The organism is Micromonospora sp. NPDC047738 (genome assembly GCF_040642675.1).
In the GTDB taxonomy this organism is placed as follows: domain Bacteria; phylum Actinomycetota; class Actinomycetes; order Mycobacteriales; family Micromonosporaceae; genus Micromonospora.
Map to the genome: position 1 here is coordinate 310,297 of NZ_JBEYSO010000004.1, position 15,862 is coordinate 326,158.

The following is a 15,862-nucleotide window of genomic DNA, read 5'->3' on the forward strand; positions in this document are numbered from 1 at the left end:
GGCCCCGGACGGCTCAGCAGGCCGGGCGCGGATGCACGGAGACCAGCTCGCTGACGGTACGGGTGTCGCTGTCGTAGCTGCGCGCGGCGACGAACTCCCCGGCGGGGCGGTCGAGGCCGGCCAACGCCCGGGCCCGGCGGCGGTCGGCGTCCCGGAACCGCAGCGCCAGGCTCAGGTGCGGGATCCAGCGCCCCGGCAGGTGCCACGGGCGCGGGCCGGGCGCCCCGGCGAGCACGTCCCAGACGGCACCGTGCAGGGCGAGCAACTGCGGCGCGGGCCGGACCAGCCAGACCAGCGGGGCGCTCCCGTCGAGCACCGCCACCCGGTCGAGGCGGGCGGGCAGGGGCAGCGCCGCGTCGCAGAGGTCGGCGAGGCGCTGCTCGGCCCCGGGTGGGAACTCGTCGACCGAGGCGAGGGTCAGGTGCGGGCGGTTGGTGGGGTGGATGTTGCGCGCCAGGCTGGGCAGACCGGCCTCGGCCAGCCGTCGCCAGGCCGCCCGTACCGCCTCCTCCAGCTCCGGCGAGCAGAGCAGTTCGACCGTACGCACGCCGTCAGGCTAGTCGCCAACGGTGTGTCGGGACGCCCCGTGGGGAATGCTCGCCGGATGAGCGTGCTGACCGAGACCGACGAACGCCACCTGCGCCGGGCCATCGCACTGGCCGCCGCCGCCCGGGAGGCCGGGGATGGCCCGTTCGGCTCGTTGCTGGTCGACACCGACGGGCGGGTGCTGGCCGAGGAGGTGAACACCGAGCGCACCGACGACGACATCACCGCGCATCCGGAGCTGAAGCTGGCCCGCTGGGCGGCCCGGCACCTGGCCGCCGACGCGGCGGCCGTCGCGACGATGTACACGAGTTGCCAGCCCTGCGGCATGTGCGCCACCGCCATCGAACGCTCGGGCCTGGGCCGGGTCGTGTACGCGCTCAGCGCCGAGCAGTTGGCCCAACTGCTCCCGGCGCCCCCGCCCGCCCCGGTGGCCTACGCCGGCCCGGCGCTGCTCGCCGAGGCGCGGGTGCCGTTCGAGACGGGCTGAGCCGGTCAGAGCCAGCCGGCCTCGCGGGCGACCCGGACCGCCTCGGCCCGGTCGGCGGCACCGAGCTTCTGCACGCAGGCGGCGAGGTGGTTGCGTACGGTTCCGGCCGCCAGGTGGGTACGCCGGGCGATCACGGCGACCGGTGTGCCGTACTCGGCCAGGCGCAGGGTCTCCAGCTCCCGGGCGGTCAACGGGCAGTCGGGCAGGGTCAGCGCGTCGGCGGCGAGCGCCGGGTCGACGTACCGGGCCCCGGAGTGGACCCGGCGGATCACGTCGGCGAGTGCTCCACCGGGCGCGCCCTTGGGCAGGAACCCCCGGGCTCCGGCGGCCAGCGCGGGGCGCAGCTGAGCGGGGCGACCGTGGCCGGTCAGGATCACCACGGCGCAGGCGGGCAGCACGCGGGCCAGTTCGGCGGCGGCCTGGATCCCGCCGGGCGGCGGCATCTGAAGGTCCAGCACGGCCACGTCCGGGCGGTGCGCCAGCGCGGCCGTCACGGCGGCCCGGCCGTCGGCGGCGTGCGCGACCACCTCGATGTCCGGCTCCAGGCCCAGCAGGGCCGCGAGGGCGAGCCGGATCAGCTCCTCGTCGTCGGCGAGCAGCACCCGGATCACGACGGCACCGGCAGGGTGGCCACGAGGCTGAACACCCCGTCCTCGGTGCGGGTGCGCACGGTGCCGCCGGCCGGGCCGAGCCGGTCGGCCAGCCCGCGCAGGCCGCCGCTGTGCTCGTCCGGTCCGTCGCCGCGGGCGCCGTCGTTGCGTACGGTCATCGTCACCAGGCCGTCCTCCCGGGTGATCTCGATCCGGCACCAGTCGGCCCGGCTGTGCCGCAGCACGTTCGTCCCGGCCTCCCGCAGCACCGCGGCCAGGTCGGCGGCGACCGCGGCGGGCAGGTCACCGTCGGGCGGCACGACCGTGCAGCGCACCCCGCTGGTACGCAGCACCTCACCCACCGCGGCCACCTGCTCGGCGAGGTCGACGGTCCGGTAGCCGTGCACGGCCGCGCGTACCCGGTGCAGGGCGGACCCGGCGAGGCGCTGCACCTCGGCGGCCTCCCGGCCGGCGCGGCCGGCGTCGACGGGCGCGACGCGGGCGGCCAGTTCGGCCTTCAGCGCGATCACCGTCAGGTCGTGGCCGAGCAGGTCGTGCACGTCCCGGGCGAAACGCAGCCGCTCCTCGGCGGCGGCCAGCCGGGCGCGGGCGGCCTGGCCCTGCCGCGCCTCGACGAGCAGGTCCCAGAACCACACCTGCACCCAGGTGACCGCGGCGACCCCCAGGCCGACGCCGCCGGTGACGAGCAGCGCGTGGCGTACCGGCACGCCGGCCCACCCGGCCACCACGACGGAGACCACGAGCATCGCGGCCATCGCGACGGTGGCGGTCGCCGGCCGGAACAGCAGCGGCAGCATGCCGACCAGCGACGCGCCCAACCAGGCCCAGGTCGGCCAGGTGCCGGCGGCGACCGGGCCGACGAGCGGCACGCTCAGCAGGGTGGCCACGGCCAGCGCGGCGTGCCGTCGGCGCCGCCGGTCGCCGGCGAGCCAGGGGGTGACCGCCGCGTGGACCACACCCGCCTGGGCGGCGACGAACGCGAGGAGCCCGACCGCGCCGAGGGCCCCGCGGACCGGGTCCGGCTCGCGGGCCAACCCGACACCCGGCAGCAGCAGGGTGGCACCGAGGTTGGTGGCCAGCGACGCCAGGGTCAGATGCCGGGCCCGGCGCAGCCGGCGGTCCGCCGCCTCGACCGTCATGCCCGCCGATCCTAGGTAAGTTGCCCGTCCGGTTCACCCCTGCGGAGTGTCATCGCCGCACCGTGCGTCCCGCACGGATCCCGGTGAGTTGTGCGCGGGCCGGCCGGGCGGCCGGTCGGGGCAGGGTCGGGGCATGACGGAGACGACGGCACGCGTACCCCGGAAATCGGCCCACGACGGCCGCCGGCTGGCGCGGCACCTCGCCGAGATGGTCGCCGCGATGCTGGCGGGCATGCTGCTGCTCGACCCGGTGTGGCGGGCGGGTGCCGCGGTGCTGGGCGGCGCGGACGTCCTCGCCCGGACGGACGTGGCGGCGCTGGTGATGGCGACGGACATGGCACTCGGGATGGCCGCCTGGATGTGGCACCGCGGTCACCGACGGGTCGCCGTCGTCGAGATGGTGGCCGCCATGTACGTCCCGTTCCTGCTGCTCCTCCCGCCCTGGTGGGCCGGGCTGGTCGGGGACCACGGGCTGACGCTCGGCGGCCACCTGCTGATGCTGCCCGCGATGGTGCTGGTGGCGCTGCGGCACCGCCACGCGCCTGCGGCACCGCCCCGCCGGCACCCGGCCGCCGCGGCGCTGGCGCGCCGGTGGCCCACCGCGCTCGCCCTGCTGATGACCCTGGACCTCTGGATCGCGCCGGCCGTGCTCGCCCCGTGGACGTTGCTCGTGCTGCCGGCCGGTTACCTGCTGCTCGGCACCGGGCGCCGGCAGTGGCGCGACCGACGGGCCCTCGCGCTCCAACTCGCCGGGCTGGCCGGCTGGGGCGGGCTGGCCGCGGTCGCCCTATTCGTGCCGGACGGCGTCGGCGGCGCGCTGGTGGCCGCCGGCTGGCTGACGCACGCCGCGTGGGACCTGGCGCACCACCGCAGCGGCCGGGTGGTCCCGCGGGCGTACGCCGAGTGGTGCGCGGTGCTGGACGCGGCGGTGGGGATCACCATGGCGCTGGCCCTGCTGGGCGGATGAGCGCGACTCGGTGTGCCGGTCGCCGCGCGGCCCGGTCGGCGGTGATGAAAGGCTTGCCGCATGAGTTCCGCACCAACGCCGACCAACCCCACCAGCCCTGCCGCCGACGACCCGGCCACCACCTTCGCAGACCTCGGGCTGCGCACCGAGCTGCTGAACGCGCTGGCCGCGCTCGGCTACGAGGAACCGACCCCGATCCAGCGGGAGGCGATCCCGCCGCTGCACGCCGGCCGGGACCTGCTGGGCCAGGCGGCGACCGGTACGGGCAAGACGGCGGCGTTCGCCCTGCCGCTGTTGCAGCGGATGCCGGACGAGCGGCCCGGCGGCGAACCGGTGTCGCTGGTGCTGGTGCCCACCCGGGAGCTGGCCGTGCAGGTCTCCGAGGCGTTCCACCGGTACGGCAAGGACCTGGGCACCCGGGTCCTGCCGATCTACGGCGGCCAGCCGATCGGCCGGCAGCTGCGGGCGCTCGACCTGGGCGTGGACGTGGTGGTGGCGACGCCGGGCCGGGCGCTGGACCACATCGCCCGGGGCACTCTGCGGCTGGATTCGCTGGCCACGGTGGTGCTGGACGAGGCGGACGAGATGCTCGACATGGGCTTCGCCGAGGACATCGAGGCGATCCTGGAGCACGCCCCGGCCGACCGGCAGACGGTGCTGTTCTCGGCGACCATGCCCGCGCGCATCGACGGGCTGGCCCGCCAGCACCTGACCGACCCGGTCCGCATCCAGATCGAGCGGGAGCGGCCGGTGGCCGGCGAGGCGCCCCGGGTGCGGCAGAGCGCGTACCTGGTGGCGCGGGCGCACAAGCCGGCGGCGCTGGGCCGGGTGCTGGACGTGGAGTCGCCCACCGCGGCGATCGTGTTCTGCCGCAGCCGGGAGGAGGTGGACCGGCTCACCGAGACGATGAACGGCCGGGGCTACCGGGCCGAGGCGCTGCACGGCGGGATGAGCCAGGAGCAGCGGGACCGGGTGATGGGCCGGCTGCGGGCGGGCACCGCCGACCTGCTGGTGGCCACCGACGTGGCGGCCCGCGGCCTGGACGTCGAGCAGCTCACCCACGTGGTGAACTACGACGTGCCGTCGGCGCCCGAGTCGTACGTGCACCGGATCGGCCGGGTGGGTCGGGCCGGCCGGGAGGGCGTGGCGATCACCCTCGCCGAGCCGCGCGAGCACCGGATGCTCAAGACCATCGAGCGGGTCACCGGCCAGCGGATCGCCGTCGACAAGATCCCCACGGTGGCGGACCTGCGTACCCGGCGGCTGGAGCTGACCCAGGCGGCGCTGCGGGAGTCGCTGCTGGAGGACGACCTGGAGCCGTTCCGGGCGATCGTCGAGTCGCTGACCGACGAGTTCGACCTGATGGAGGTGGCGCTCGCCGCGGTGAAGCTGGCCCACGAGGCCACCCTGCCGGGCACTACCGACGAGGAGGAGGAGATCCCGCAGGTCGCGGTCCGGCCGTCCCGAGAGGGCCGACCGGGGTACGAGGGCCGGGAGCGGCGCGGCGGCGGCCGGCCGAGTGCCGGCGGTACGACGCAGGTCTTCATCGGGCTCGGCCGGCGTGCCGGGGTCCGGCCGCAGGACCTGGTCGGGGCGATCACCGGGGAGACCCGGGTCAGTGGCCGGGACATCGGCTCGATCGAGATCGCCGACCGGTTCTCCCTGGTGGAGGTCCCGTACGCGGTCGCCGACGAGGTGATCCGGGGGCTGCGCGGCAGCACCATCAAGGGCCGCAAGGCCACCGTGCGTCGGGACCGGGACACCGACGGCGGCGAGCGCCGCTTCGACGGCGAGCGGCGGGAGCGGCGCGGCCCGGATCTCGACGGCGGTGCGCGGCGGGAGCGCCGGGACCGCTGGTGAGCACGGCGGAGGCCCCCGGTCGAACGACCGGGGGCCTCGTTGTGCCGGGCGAACGGGTCAGGCCGCGGCGAGCGGCTGGCCGCCCAGGGTCTCCGCGTCGACGTCGGCCGGGCGCAGCGCCAGGGCGAGCACGTCGGCGACATCGGCGAGGGTGTGGATGGTCAGCGCCTCGCGTACCTCGGTCGGGAGGTCGTCGAGGTCCGGCTCGTTGCGTTTCGGGATGATCACCTCGGTCAGGCCGGCCCGGTGGGCGGCGAGCAGCTTCTGCTTCACGCCGCCGATGGGCAGCACCCGGCCGGAGAGGGTCACCTCACCGGTCATCCCGAACTCGGGGCGGACCGGTCGGCCGCTGGCCAGTGAGGCCAGCGCGGTGACCATGGTGATGCCGGCGCTGGGGCCGTCCTTGGGCACCGCGCCCGCCGGGACGTGCAGGTGGATCCGCCGCCCGGCCAGGGCGTTCGGGTCCAGCCCGAGCCGCCGCCCGTTCGACCGCAGGTACGACAGGGCGATGTGCGCGGATTCCTTCATCACGTCGCCGAGCTGGCCGGTCAGGGTCAGCCCCGGCTCGCCCTCCATGCTGGTCGCCTCGATGAACAGCACGTCGCCGCCGGCACCGGTGACCGCCAGTCCGGTGGCCACGCCGGGCACCGCCGTCCGCTCCGCCGACTCCGGGGTGAACTTCGGCCGGCCCAGGTAGCGGGCCAGGTTGTCGGTGTCCACCCGCACCGGGGCCGGGTCGGCGGCCAGCGCGACCGCCACCTTGCGCAGGATCTTGGCCAGGGCGCGTTCGAGCTGCCGGACGCCGGCCTCCCGGGTGTACTCGCCGGCGATGAGGGCCAGGGCCTGGTCGGCGATGGTCACCTCGTCGGCGGTCAGCCCGGCCCGCTCCCGCTGCCGGGGCAGCAGGTGGTCCCGGGCGATGGCCACCTTCTCGTCCTCGGTGTAGCCGTCCAGCGTGACCAGCTCCATCCGGTCCAGCAGCGGGCCGGGGACGGTCTCCACCACGTTGGCGGTGGCCAGGAAGAGCACGTCGGACAGGTCGAGGTCGACCTCGAGGTAGTGGTCCCGGAAGGTGTGGTTCTGCGCCGGGTCGAGCACCTCCAGCAGGGCCGCCGCCGGATCGCCGGCGTAGCCGACGGCCAGCTTGTCGACCTCGTCGAGGAGCACGACCGGGTTCATCGAGCCGGCCTCGCGCAGGGCACGGACGATCCGGCCGGGCAGCGCGCCGATGTAGGTGCGGCGGTGACCGCGAATCTCCGCCTCGTCCCGGACGCCACCGAGGGAGACCCGGACGAAGTTGCGCCCGAGCGCCCGGGCGATCGACTCGCCGAGGCTGGTCTTGCCGACGCCGGGCGGGCCGGCCAGGGCGAGCACCGCGCCGGAGCCACGCCCGCCGACCACGCCGAGGTTGCGCTCGGCGCGCCGGTTGCGCACCGCCAGGTATTCCAGGATGCGATCCTTCACGTCGGCCAGGCCGGCGTGGTCGGCGTCGAGCACCGCGCGGGCCGCGCCGAGGTCGGTGTTGTCCTCGGTACGCGTGCTCCACGGCATCTCCAGCACCGTGTCGAGCCAGGTGCGGATCCAGCCGGCCTCCGGCGAGGCGTCGCTGGCCCGCTCCAGCTTGCCGACCTCACGCAGGGCCGCCTCGCGTACCTTGTCGGGCAGGTCGGCGGACTCGACCCGCGAGCGGTAGTCGGCGGAGCCGTCCGGCTCGTCCTCACCGAGTTCCTTGCGGATCGCGGCGAGCTGCTGGCGGAGCAGGAACTCCCGCTGGGACTTCTCCAGGCCCTCCCGGACGTCGCTGTTGATCTGCTCGGTGACCTCCTGCTCGGCCAGGTGGTCCCGCACCCAGCCGACCAGCAGCTCGAGCCGGGCGGTGACGTCCGGGGCGGCGAGCAGCTCGGTCTTCTGCGCCAGGCTGAGCCAGGGCGCGTAGCCGGCCGCGTCGGCCAGCTCGGAGAGGTCGGTCATCCGCTCCATGGCGTCGATGACCTGCCAGGCGCCACGCTGCTGGAGGACCGAGGTCATCAGCGCGCGGTACTCGCGGGCGAGTTCCCGGGCGCGGCCGGCCGGTGCGGGTTCGTCGAGTTCGGTCGCCTCGACCCAGAGGGCGGCGCCCGGTCCGGGCACGCCGGAGCCGATCCGGGCCCGGGCGAGGCCACGGACCACGGCGGCGGGCTCGCCGCTGGGCAGCCGGCCCACCTTCTCGATGGTGGCGATCACGCCGACGGAGCCGTACTCGCCGTCGATGCGGGGCACGGCGAGCAGCTTCTTGTCGCCGCTGGCGCGGGCCGCGTCGACCGCGGCCTGGGTGGTCGGGTCGAGGGTCACCGGGATGACCATGCCCGGCAGCAGGACGGCGTCGGTGAGGGGAAGTACCGGAAGAGTTGCCATCGAACACCTGCTATCACGTTGAGTTGAGCGTGTCTGACTCAAGTTACAAACCGTGCCCCTTGTTCCGGGATGTGACCCACGCCACTCATTCGCATCCGCCCACTGCCGTACACAGGGCCCGAGAGAGCCATTCCGCCGGCGGATTAGCCGACCCGCCGAATGGCGAAGGTCGGTTATTGTTGCGAAATTGCCGCGCCATAGGTCAAACTCTTAGCCACACCCCGCCCGACACAGGGAGCAATGGCGATGGCAAGGAAAGTAATCACCGTTCTGACCGACGACCTTGACGGCGGAAAGGCCGATCGGACCGTCGAGTTCAGCCTGGACGGCGTGGCGTACACGATCGACGTCTCCGACGAGAACGCGGGCGTCCTGCGTAAGGCCCTGGACCCGTTCATCACCGCTGGCCGGCGGATCGGGCGCGGGCCGGTCGAGGCGGGTCGCGCGGCACGTCGGGCCGCCCGTCCGGCCACCTCGGGAATGGACCGCGAGCAGAACCGCGCCATCCGGGAATGGGCCGCGAAGAACGGCTACGAGATTTCCGAGCGGGGCCGCATCCCCGTCTCGGTGGTGGAGGCCTACAAGAACCGCTGAACCTCCTGGTTCACCGTCGGGCACACCGGGGTCACGCTGAGAAATCGGCATGACCCCGGTCGGCTTTTCCCCGCGTTAACAATTTTCATACCCGGGAGGAGAGCCGGTAGGGAACTCCACCCCCACGCCGTGACCGACACCACCATGGCCGGCACCTGACCGGCATCCTGTCGCACCCCTCGACTGTAATGACCGACGACGCCTGAGGTCATTACGAGCACGACGCACGGGGGTGGACGCATGGCGACCTGGTGGAGGCAGACCGGGGGCGGGTTGCCCCGCACCTTCTGGTATCTCTGGACCGCCACACTGATCAACCGGTTGGGCGGGTTCGTCGCCATCTACCTCGGCGTCTACCTGGTCTCCGTACGGCACTTCGACCCCTCGTACGCCGGCGTGGTGATCGGGTTGCACGGGGCCGGCAGCGCCCTCGGCACGCTGCTCGGCGGCATCATCGCGGACCGGTGGGGGCGGCGACCGGCGATGCTGGCCGGCAACCTCAGCGCCGCAGTCACCGCGGCCGCCCTGGGCCTCACCGGCCACCCCGTCGCGATCGCGGCGCTCACCCTGTCGCTCGGGCTCTGCCTCGGCGTGGCCCGGCCGGCCTTCACCGCCACCATCATCGACGTGGTCGGCGACCGCGACCGGCTACGCGCACTGACCCTCAACTACTGGGCCATCAACATCGGCTTCTCGGTGGCCGCCACCCTGGCCGGCGTGCTGATCCGGGCCGACCCGGTGCTGCTGTTCGTGATCAACGCGGCCGTGCTGCTGGGCACCGCCGCCCTGATCGCGGTCAAGGTGCCCGAGTCCCGCCCAGCCCCGGAGGTCGTCGCACCGCGCGCCCCGGCTGACCGGGGCGGCCTCGGCACGGTACTGCGCGACCGGGTCTTCCTCACCTTCACGGCGCTGACCGGGCTCATCTGGCTGTGCATCGAAGCGGACGTGATGCTGCCGGTGGCCTTGCAGGCCGACGGGCTGCCGGCATCGGCGTACGGGCCGGTCATCGCGGTGAACGGACTGATGATCGTGGTGGGGCAACTCTTCGTGCCACGGCTGATCGCCCGCTTCGACCGCTCCCGCACCATCGCGCTGGCAGCGGTGGTGATCGGCGCCGGGTTCGCCCTCACCGCGCTGGCCGACACCGTCTGGTTCTACGCCGGCACCGTCATGGTCTGGACGCTCGGCGAAATGCTCATGACGCCCGCCAATTCGGCGCTCACCGCCGACCTCTCCCCCACCGCGCAGCGCGGCCGCTACCAGGGCGTCTACTCGCTCGGCTACGCCTTCGCCAGCTCCGCCGGGCCAACCGTGGGCGGCCTGATCACCGGCCGGTTCGGCGACACCGAGCTCTGGCTGGGGCTGGCCGGCCTGGCGCTGCTGGTGGCGCTGGGCAACCTGCTCGCCGGGCCGGCCCGGACCCGGCGCATCGCGGCGCTGCGCATACCCGCCCCGGCGCCAGCCCGACCGGAACCCGCGCCGGTCTGACCGGGAACGGTCGGTGCCGCGGCCTTTCCACGGTTCGGTCCGCCGCCCAGCTCGGAAGATCCGCGTCATTCCCGCTGAGGTACCGCGGTGACGGTGCAACGGTGGATCGGGAGAATTCACGGCGCCGTTCCGCCGCAACCGGGTGGTCGATCAGTCGACCCAGAGATGGTCGAAGGCGAAGCCGCCGGCGAACTCGTCCCGCCGGGCGGCGAGCCGCCGGATCTGCTGCCGCAGCTCGTCCCGGTCCACCAGTGGCGGCTCGCCGACCTCGAGGTCGCGCAACCGCTCCCCGACCGCCACCGCGGCCAGGTCCTCGGCGAGCCGGCCCGGGTCCACCCCACAGGAGAAACGCTGCGCGAAGAGTTGGACCCGCTCGACCAGGCACCGGCCGGGCCGCACCTCGACCCAGCTCCACCCCTCGGCCGGGCCGTCCGCCCATTGCACGTGCAGCCCGCGGACGATCGGGTCGGCGAGGCGCCGCTCGACGAACGCCTCGACAGCGGCGGCCCGGGTCAGCGCCCCGAGGTCGTTGACCGGCCCGCGGCGGCCGTCGGGAAGCCGGCCGAGAATGTCCCGGAACCCGACCACGTCCCCGCCCTCCGGGCCGGATTGGGTGCCGGCCGCGTAGCTGCGCGCGTCGATGACGTACTCGACGAGGCGGCGGCCGTGCTCGGAGCCACGCAGCGTCGGCGACTCCACCCGCAGCATCGGCAGACCGACGGCCGCGCAGACCGCACTCGTCATCCGCTCGGCGCGCTGGGCGGAACCGGCGGGCACGGGCGCGGCGATCTGCAGGGCGAACAGCGGCCAGCCGGTGTCGGCCGCGCACACCACCAGGTCGAAGCCCTCCTTGCTGGCGGTGCTCCACTGGTGCCCGGTGATTCCCGGCGGGCGCCCCTGCACCAGCTCGCTCAGCCGCCGCGCCGCGTACCCGACCTGGCCGGCCCGGCTGAGCAGCGGGGCCGCCCCGCCGGTGATCGGACGCAGCCAGGACGCCGCCACGCTGCCGGTGCTCGTCATCTTCGCCAGATCCATCCGTCGGTCGATCGACGCCCGAGTGTATGCGTTCGATCATGTTCGTCGTGTCGCCGGTGCGCGATCGGGCGGGTCATACCCGTTCGTCACCTTCGCCGGAGCCCCGGTTCCGTGGTCCTCGTCCGCCATGAGTGCGCGGCGGGGAAACGGGTACGCCCCGCCCGTCCGGTCGGTCACCGCGCAGCGGAGGTGGACATGACACGCCATCAGTTCGGGTTCCTCGCCGGGTTCCTCCTGGTCGCGGTCTGGGCGCTCGGCGGGGCCGGCGCTGCGGCAGGCGCCACGCTGGCCGGGCTGGTGGGCTGGCTCCTGGTCCGGGTCCTCGACGGGGACGTCACCCTGCCCGGGCTCGCCGATCGGGCCCCCGCCGACCGGCACCGCTGAACGGAGGCGTCCGATGACCGGCACCCTGCCGCGGCGCGGCACGTCCGCCCATGATCGCCCGGTCGCGCCGGCCCGGCCCTGGACCGAGGAGTGGCTCGCCCGGCTCGCCGCGGACGCGGCGCGGCTGACCCCGGCCGTGTCCGGCCCGACGGCGGCCGTCCGGGTGGCCGGGCAGGCCGCCCGGATAGACCTCGACCTCGCCGTCAGCTACGGCGCGCACCTGCCCACGGTCGCGGCCGCGGTCCGCCGCCGGGTCACCGCCCGGATCGAGGCGCACACCGGCCTGGCCGTGGAGTCCGTCACCGTCACGGTGGTGGACCTGCCCCTGCCGGCCGCCCCGTCGCAAGCCGGAGGCGACCGCGCCCGGGGCGGCGGGATCCCGGCGGCCGGAGGTTGACGTGCGGACGGTCAACCGGGTCGCCACCCTGCTGCTCGCCGTCGCCCTGCTCGCCGGTGGGGCGCTCGCCGTCGCCGAGGGACTGCTCGCCGCGCTGGGCGGTCCCGGTCCGCTGGTCCACCGCTGGTACGCGACGCTGACCACCACCCGCTGGCAGGACGCCCCGGCCCGGGCGGTCGCCGGCGGCGTGACCCTGCTCGGGCTGGTGGTCCTCGTCGCCGAGCTGCGCCGGTGGCACCCGGCCCGGCTGCGGCTCGCCGAGGACGACCGCTGGCACCTGCACCGCCGGTCGATGGAACGACGGCTGGCCCGGGCGGTCTACGCCGTGCCCAGCGTCCGGCGGGCCCGGGTACGCCTGCGCCGGCGGGGAGACGCCTGGCGACCCCGGGTGACCGCCACCGCCGACCCGGCGGCCCGCGCCGACGTCGAGTTCGCCCTGCGCCGGGAACTCGACCGGCTGGCCGCGCCACGCCGGGGCCGGATCGACATCCGGCTCCTACCGGCCCGGCGGGCCACGTGAGCAACGCCGCGCACCGGCTGCTGTGGACGGTGCTCGCCCTGGTGCTCGTGGCCGCCGGCGGGACCGCGCTGGCGGTCGGGCTGGGCTGGCTGCCGGGCGGTGGCGCCCCGTTGCTGGGGGCCGGCCCGGCCAACTGGTGGCGGGCGGGTACGCCGTGGAGCGGTCTCGCGGTGGCGGTCGGCGGGGTGCTGGCGGCCCTGCTCGGGCAGCGGTTGCTGGCCGCCGGGCTGCGCGTGCCGGGCCGGCTCGCCGGCACGCTGGCGCATCCCGGTGACGGGGGCGGGCGTACCCGGGTGGCAAGCGAGGTGCTGACCGCCGCGCTGGAGCGGGACCTGTGCCGGGCGCCCGGGGTACGCCGGGCCCGGGTGGTGCTCACCGGACCGGTCAGTGGGCCGGACGTCTGGGTGGAGCTGAGGGTCGACCCTTGCGCCGGTCTCGGCGCGGCCCGCGCGCACGTCGACGCGGCGGTCCGCCGGTTCGCCGCGACGGTCGGCTGCCAGCCGGCGCACCTGGACGTGACCGCCCTGGTGGACGAAGCCCGGCCCTGAATCGGCAACGCCAGCCCGACGCGTCCGGCCCCGCGACGCGACCTGGAACCGCCGCCGCTTCCCGGCTGGTCGACCGGCTGGGGCAGCATGTGCGGGACTGAGAGGGGGCCCGACGTGCGGGTGGTGTCGCTGGTGCCGTCGTTGACCGAGGCGGTGGCGTTGACCCGGCCCGAGGTGCTGGTCGGGGCGACCGACTGGTGCACCCATCCGGCCGGGCTGGACGTCGCCCGGGTCGGCGGGAGCAAGTATCCGGACCTGGACCGGGTGCTCGCACTCCGGCCCGACCTCGTGCTGCTCAACGAGGAGGAGAACCGGCTCGCCGACGCGGACGCCCTGCGCGCGGCCGGCGTACCGGTGCGGGTCACCTTTCCCCGCACGGTGCCGGAGGCGCTGACCCAGCTCGGCGAGCTGGTCGCCGCGCTCGACGTGACGGACGAGCCGGACTGGTTGCGAGCCGCCCGGCGGGCCTGGACCGACCTGCCCACGCCAACCAGCTGGCGGGCCGCGGTGGTGCCGGTGTGGCGGCGGCCGTGGGTGGTGCTCGGCCGGGACACCTTCGCCGGTGACGTGCTACACCGGCTGGGCGTGGCGAACCGGTGGGCCGGCCACGCGGAGCGGTATCCCCGCCCGAGCCTGGACGAGCTGCGCGGACGACGGCCCGACCTGGTGGTGCTGCCGGACGAACCGTATCGGTTCACGGCCGGCGACGGGCCGGAGGCGTTCCCCAGCGTACCGGCCACGCTAGTCTCGGGCCGCCACCTGACCTGGTACGGGCCCTCCCTCGCCGAGGCCCCCGCGCTGCTCGCCGCCCAGCTCGCCCGTCTCGTCTGAGCCCGGCATGGGCCCACCCGATCGGGGTGGGCCCACGGACGGGCCGGTCAGGCGACCGGGGTGGCGTGCACCGGGTCGAGCTCCATGAACGTGGTGTCGTCCACGTCGTACCCGATGGCGTTGTGGACCACGACGACGCCACCGACCTGGCCGGCGAGCCGGCCGGCGAGGTCGACGGCGCTGCGCCGGTCCAACCGCCCGTCCAGGGTGACCTCACCGTCACGGACCCGGACGGTGACCAGGCCGTCCCGGACCGCGAGCACCCGGCGCAGCACCTCCTGCACCACGTCCTCGCGGATCTCCGCGTCGCTGCGCAGGTGCACCCGGAGCAGGTCGCTGCGGGTGACGATGCCGACCAGCCGGCCGAGGTCGTCCAGCACGGGCAGCCGCTTGACCGCCTCACGGTCCATCAGCCGGGCCGCCGCCGCCAGTCGCGTGCGGGTAGGTGGTCACCGCCGGTGCGGTCATCAGCTCCTCGGCAAGCTGCGCGTCCGCCTTCTCCCGGGCGGCGCGCCGGCGCCGTCCGGCGAAGATGCGCCGCTCGTCGGGTTGGCCGGCCCGCTCCACCTTGTGCAGCAGGTCCGCCTCGGAGACCACCCCCAGCACCCGCCGGAAGGAGTCCACCACCGGCACGGCGCTGACGCCCCGCCGGATCAGCACGTCGACGATCCGGCGGTACGGGCTCGCCGCCTCCACCGTCGCCACGTCCGTGGTCATCACGTCGCCCACCTGCCAGGTTCGCATCACAACCTCCTCGGTCCACCCACGACGCTAGGACCGTCACGGTGGCCCTGGTCAGAGGCGGTGGACCGGCCTGGGCAGGCCGACCGGACCGGGCCGGAACAGGTCCAAGGTCCCGGGCGGGCACGGCCCGGTCGGCCCTGCCCGCCCCGCCTCCGCGGAGCTGGAATGGAGTTGCCACCGGAAAGCGCGGTGCAGCCACCAGAAGGGACGTGGAGACCATGACCGCGACGATCGAGCGGGTCACCGCCAACAACAGGGTTCCGGCCAACACCAGGGTTCCGGCGGCCGCCACCACCCGCAACGTCGAGACCACCCGCCAGCGGGCGGCCCGCTACGTCCTCGCCGGACTGCGGATCGCGCTGGGCTGGACCTTCCTGTGGGCCTTCCTGGACAAGCTGTTCGGCCTCGGGCACGAGACCGCCGCGAAGAACGCCTGGATCAACGGCGGCAGCCCCACCAAGGGCTTCCTGACCTTCGGGGCGGCCGGCCCGTTCCAGGGTTTCTACCAGGGCATCGCCGGCGCGGCCTGGGCGGACTGGCTGTTCATGCTCGGCCTGCTCGGCATCGGCGTGGCCCTGCTGCTCGGCATCGGCACCCGGATCGCGGCGGTCACCGGCGGGCTCCTGCTGGTCATGATGTGGACGGCCGTGCTGCCCCCCGCGAACAACCCGTTCCTGGACGACCACCTGATCTACGCCGGTCTGCTGGCCGTCCTGGCTCTCGTCGGCGCCGGCAACACCCTCGGCCTGGGCCGGCCCTGGACGCGGCTCCCCATCGTCCAGCGACTCCCCTGGCTCAAGTGAACTGATCACCTGGGCGGGCGTCACCGAAGGTGGCGCCCGCCGTGGCGTACCCCGACCCTTTCCCGGGACCCGCGGGTATCGGCCGGTCGCGATCCGGCAGGATCGACGGGGACCACACCCGGAACACCGAGGAGACCCGCTCATGCAGAAGCCCGAGGTTGGCCCGATCGAGGGCGCGCCGCCCGCCGATCTCGTCATCGACGACATCACGGTCGGCGAGGGTCCGGAGGCCCACCCCGGCCAGCTCGCCACCGTGCACCACGTCGGCGTGGCCCACTCGACCGGCCGCGAGTTCGACGCCTCGTGGAACCGGGGCGAGCCGTTCGAGTTCCCGCTCGGCGGGGGCCAGGTCATCGCCGGCTGGGACCAGGGCGTGGTCGGCATGAAGGTCGGCGGCCGGCGCCGGCTGACCATCCCGCCGCACCTGGGCTACGGCGCCCGGGGCGCCGGTGGCGTCATCAAGCCGAACGAGACGCTCGTCTTCGTGGTGGACCTGCTCGGCGTCCGCTGACCC

At 74.9% G+C, this 15,862-nt stretch carries 19 protein-coding genes; 12 read left to right on the plus strand and 7 right to left on the minus strand.

The window, feature by feature from the left end; translation table 11 throughout:
• Positions 1 to 13 precede the first annotated feature (13 nt).
• On the minus strand, positions 14 to 547 hold the full coding sequence (locus ABZ783_RS09615; protein ID WP_357435766.1) for a 2'-5' RNA ligase family protein: 534 nt from the start codon (positions 545 to 547) through the stop codon (positions 14 to 16).
• 57 nt (positions 548 to 604) lie between these two features.
• Here ABZ783_RS09615 and ABZ783_RS09620 point away from each other — a divergent pair, with 57 nt between their 5' ends.
• Positions 605 to 1,033 carry a nucleoside deaminase gene (locus ABZ783_RS09620; protein ID WP_357435768.1) on the plus strand — a complete coding sequence of 143 codons (429 nt, stop codon included), beginning with the start codon at positions 605 to 607 and terminating at the stop codon, positions 1,031 to 1,033.
• Positions 1,034 to 1,038: 5 nt separating this feature from the next.
• On the opposite strand, the gene ABZ783_RS09625 is transcribed toward ABZ783_RS09620, so the two are convergent.
• Both ABZ783_RS09625 and ABZ783_RS09630 read right to left on the minus strand, forming a co-directional pair.
• Positions 1,039 to 1,644, minus strand: coding sequence for a response regulator transcription factor (locus ABZ783_RS09625; RefSeq protein WP_357435770.1), 606 nt, complete (start codon positions 1,642 to 1,644; stop codon positions 1,039 to 1,041).
• Complete coding sequence (locus ABZ783_RS09630; RefSeq protein ID WP_357435772.1) at positions 1,641 to 2,783, minus strand: histidine kinase; 1,143 nt, start codon at positions 2,781 to 2,783, stop codon at positions 1,641 to 1,643. The genes ABZ783_RS09625 and ABZ783_RS09630 overlap by 4 nt, the downstream gene beginning before the upstream one ends.
• Positions 2,784 to 2,916: 133 nt before the next feature.
• Between ABZ783_RS09630 and ABZ783_RS09635 the strand changes: the two genes are divergently transcribed.
• Complete coding sequence (locus ABZ783_RS09635) at positions 2,917 to 3,750, plus strand: hypothetical protein (RefSeq protein ID WP_357435774.1); 834 nt, start codon at positions 2,917 to 2,919, stop codon at positions 3,748 to 3,750.
• Positions 3,751 to 3,810: 60 nt separating this feature from the next.
• Positions 3,811 to 5,610 carry a DEAD/DEAH box helicase gene (locus ABZ783_RS09640; RefSeq protein ID WP_357435776.1) on the plus strand — a complete coding sequence of 600 codons (1,800 nt, stop codon included), beginning with the start codon at positions 3,811 to 3,813 and terminating at the stop codon, positions 5,608 to 5,610.
• A 57-nt stretch (positions 5,611 to 5,667) separates the two neighbouring features.
• On the opposite strand, the gene lon is transcribed toward ABZ783_RS09640, so the two are convergent.
• Positions 5,668 to 8,004 (minus strand): endopeptidase La, encoded by a 2,337-nt coding sequence (gene lon, locus ABZ783_RS09645; RefSeq protein WP_357435778.1) that lies wholly within the window; start codon positions 8,002 to 8,004, stop codon positions 5,668 to 5,670.
• Positions 8,005 to 8,250: 246 nt separating this feature from the next.
• On the opposite strand from lon, the gene ABZ783_RS09650 reads away from it, so the two are divergent.
• Both ABZ783_RS09650 and ABZ783_RS09655 read left to right on the plus strand, forming a co-directional pair.
• Positions 8,251 to 8,598, plus strand: a complete 348-nt coding sequence (locus ABZ783_RS09650) for an Lsr2 family protein (protein ID WP_357435780.1) — start codon at positions 8,251 to 8,253, stop codon at positions 8,596 to 8,598.
• Between the two features lie 240 nt (positions 8,599 to 8,838).
• Complete coding sequence (locus tag ABZ783_RS09655; RefSeq protein ID WP_357435783.1) at positions 8,839 to 10,086, plus strand: MFS transporter; 1,248 nt, start codon at positions 8,839 to 8,841, stop codon at positions 10,084 to 10,086.
• A gap of 150 nt (positions 10,087 to 10,236) precedes the next feature.
• Here ABZ783_RS09655 and ABZ783_RS09660 read toward each other — a convergent pair whose 3' ends face one another.
• Positions 10,237 to 11,106: a hypothetical protein gene (locus ABZ783_RS09660; RefSeq protein ID WP_357435785.1), complete on the minus strand. Its 870-nt coding sequence runs from the start codon at positions 11,104 to 11,106 to the stop codon at positions 10,237 to 10,239.
• A 210-nt stretch (positions 11,107 to 11,316) separates the two neighbouring features.
• Here ABZ783_RS09660 and ABZ783_RS09665 point away from each other — a divergent pair, with 210 nt between their 5' ends.
• The 5 genes from ABZ783_RS09665 to ABZ783_RS09685 all read left to right on the plus strand — a co-directional run bounded on the left by ABZ783_RS09665 (position 11,317) and on the right by ABZ783_RS09685 (position 13,801).
• A complete protein-coding gene (locus ABZ783_RS09665; protein ID WP_073833396.1) occupies positions 11,317 to 11,505 on the plus strand; it encodes a hypothetical protein in 189 nt (62 codons plus the stop codon).
• 13 nt (positions 11,506 to 11,518) lie between these two features.
• On the plus strand, positions 11,519 to 11,902 hold the full coding sequence (locus ABZ783_RS09670) for an Asp23/Gls24 family envelope stress response protein (RefSeq protein ID WP_357435787.1): 384 nt from the start codon (positions 11,519 to 11,521) through the stop codon (positions 11,900 to 11,902).
• A gap of 1 nt (position 11,903) precedes the next feature.
• The gene (locus tag ABZ783_RS09675; RefSeq protein WP_357435789.1) at positions 11,904 to 12,422 is read left to right on the plus strand and encodes a hypothetical protein; all 519 of its coding nucleotides are present in this window, start codon (positions 11,904 to 11,906) and stop codon (positions 12,420 to 12,422) included.
• The gene (locus tag ABZ783_RS09680; RefSeq protein ID WP_357435790.1) at positions 12,419 to 12,970 is read left to right on the plus strand and encodes a hypothetical protein; all 552 of its coding nucleotides are present in this window, start codon (positions 12,419 to 12,421) and stop codon (positions 12,968 to 12,970) included. Before ABZ783_RS09675 ends, ABZ783_RS09680 begins: the two co-directional genes overlap by 4 nt.
• Positions 12,971 to 13,084: 114 nt before the next feature.
• Positions 13,085 to 13,801 (plus strand): helical backbone metal receptor, encoded by a 717-nt coding sequence (locus ABZ783_RS09685; RefSeq protein ID WP_357435792.1) that lies wholly within the window; start codon positions 13,085 to 13,087, stop codon positions 13,799 to 13,801.
• A gap of 47 nt (positions 13,802 to 13,848) precedes the next feature.
• Here the strand turns inward: ABZ783_RS09685 and ABZ783_RS09690 are convergent, their stop codons facing one another.
• Positions 13,849 to 14,211 (minus strand): BON domain-containing protein, encoded by a 363-nt coding sequence (locus ABZ783_RS09690; RefSeq protein ID WP_357435793.1) that lies wholly within the window; start codon positions 14,209 to 14,211, stop codon positions 13,849 to 13,851.
• The gene (locus ABZ783_RS09695; RefSeq protein WP_357435795.1) at positions 14,201 to 14,545 is read right to left on the minus strand and encodes a CBS domain-containing protein; all 345 of its coding nucleotides are present in this window, start codon (positions 14,543 to 14,545) and stop codon (positions 14,201 to 14,203) included. The genes ABZ783_RS09690 and ABZ783_RS09695 overlap by 11 nt, the downstream gene beginning before the upstream one ends.
• A 218-nt stretch (positions 14,546 to 14,763) precedes the next feature.
• On the opposite strand from ABZ783_RS09695, the gene ABZ783_RS09700 reads away from it, so the two are divergent.
• Both ABZ783_RS09700 and ABZ783_RS09705 read left to right on the plus strand, forming a co-directional pair.
• Positions 14,764 to 15,348: a DoxX family protein gene (locus tag ABZ783_RS09700; RefSeq protein WP_357435796.1), complete on the plus strand. Its 585-nt coding sequence runs from the start codon at positions 14,764 to 14,766 to the stop codon at positions 15,346 to 15,348.
• Positions 15,349 to 15,490: 142 nt separating this feature from the next.
• A complete protein-coding gene (locus ABZ783_RS09705; protein ID WP_357435798.1) occupies positions 15,491 to 15,859 on the plus strand; it encodes an FKBP-type peptidyl-prolyl cis-trans isomerase in 369 nt (122 codons plus the stop codon).
• Positions 15,860 to 15,862 lie beyond the last annotated feature (3 nt).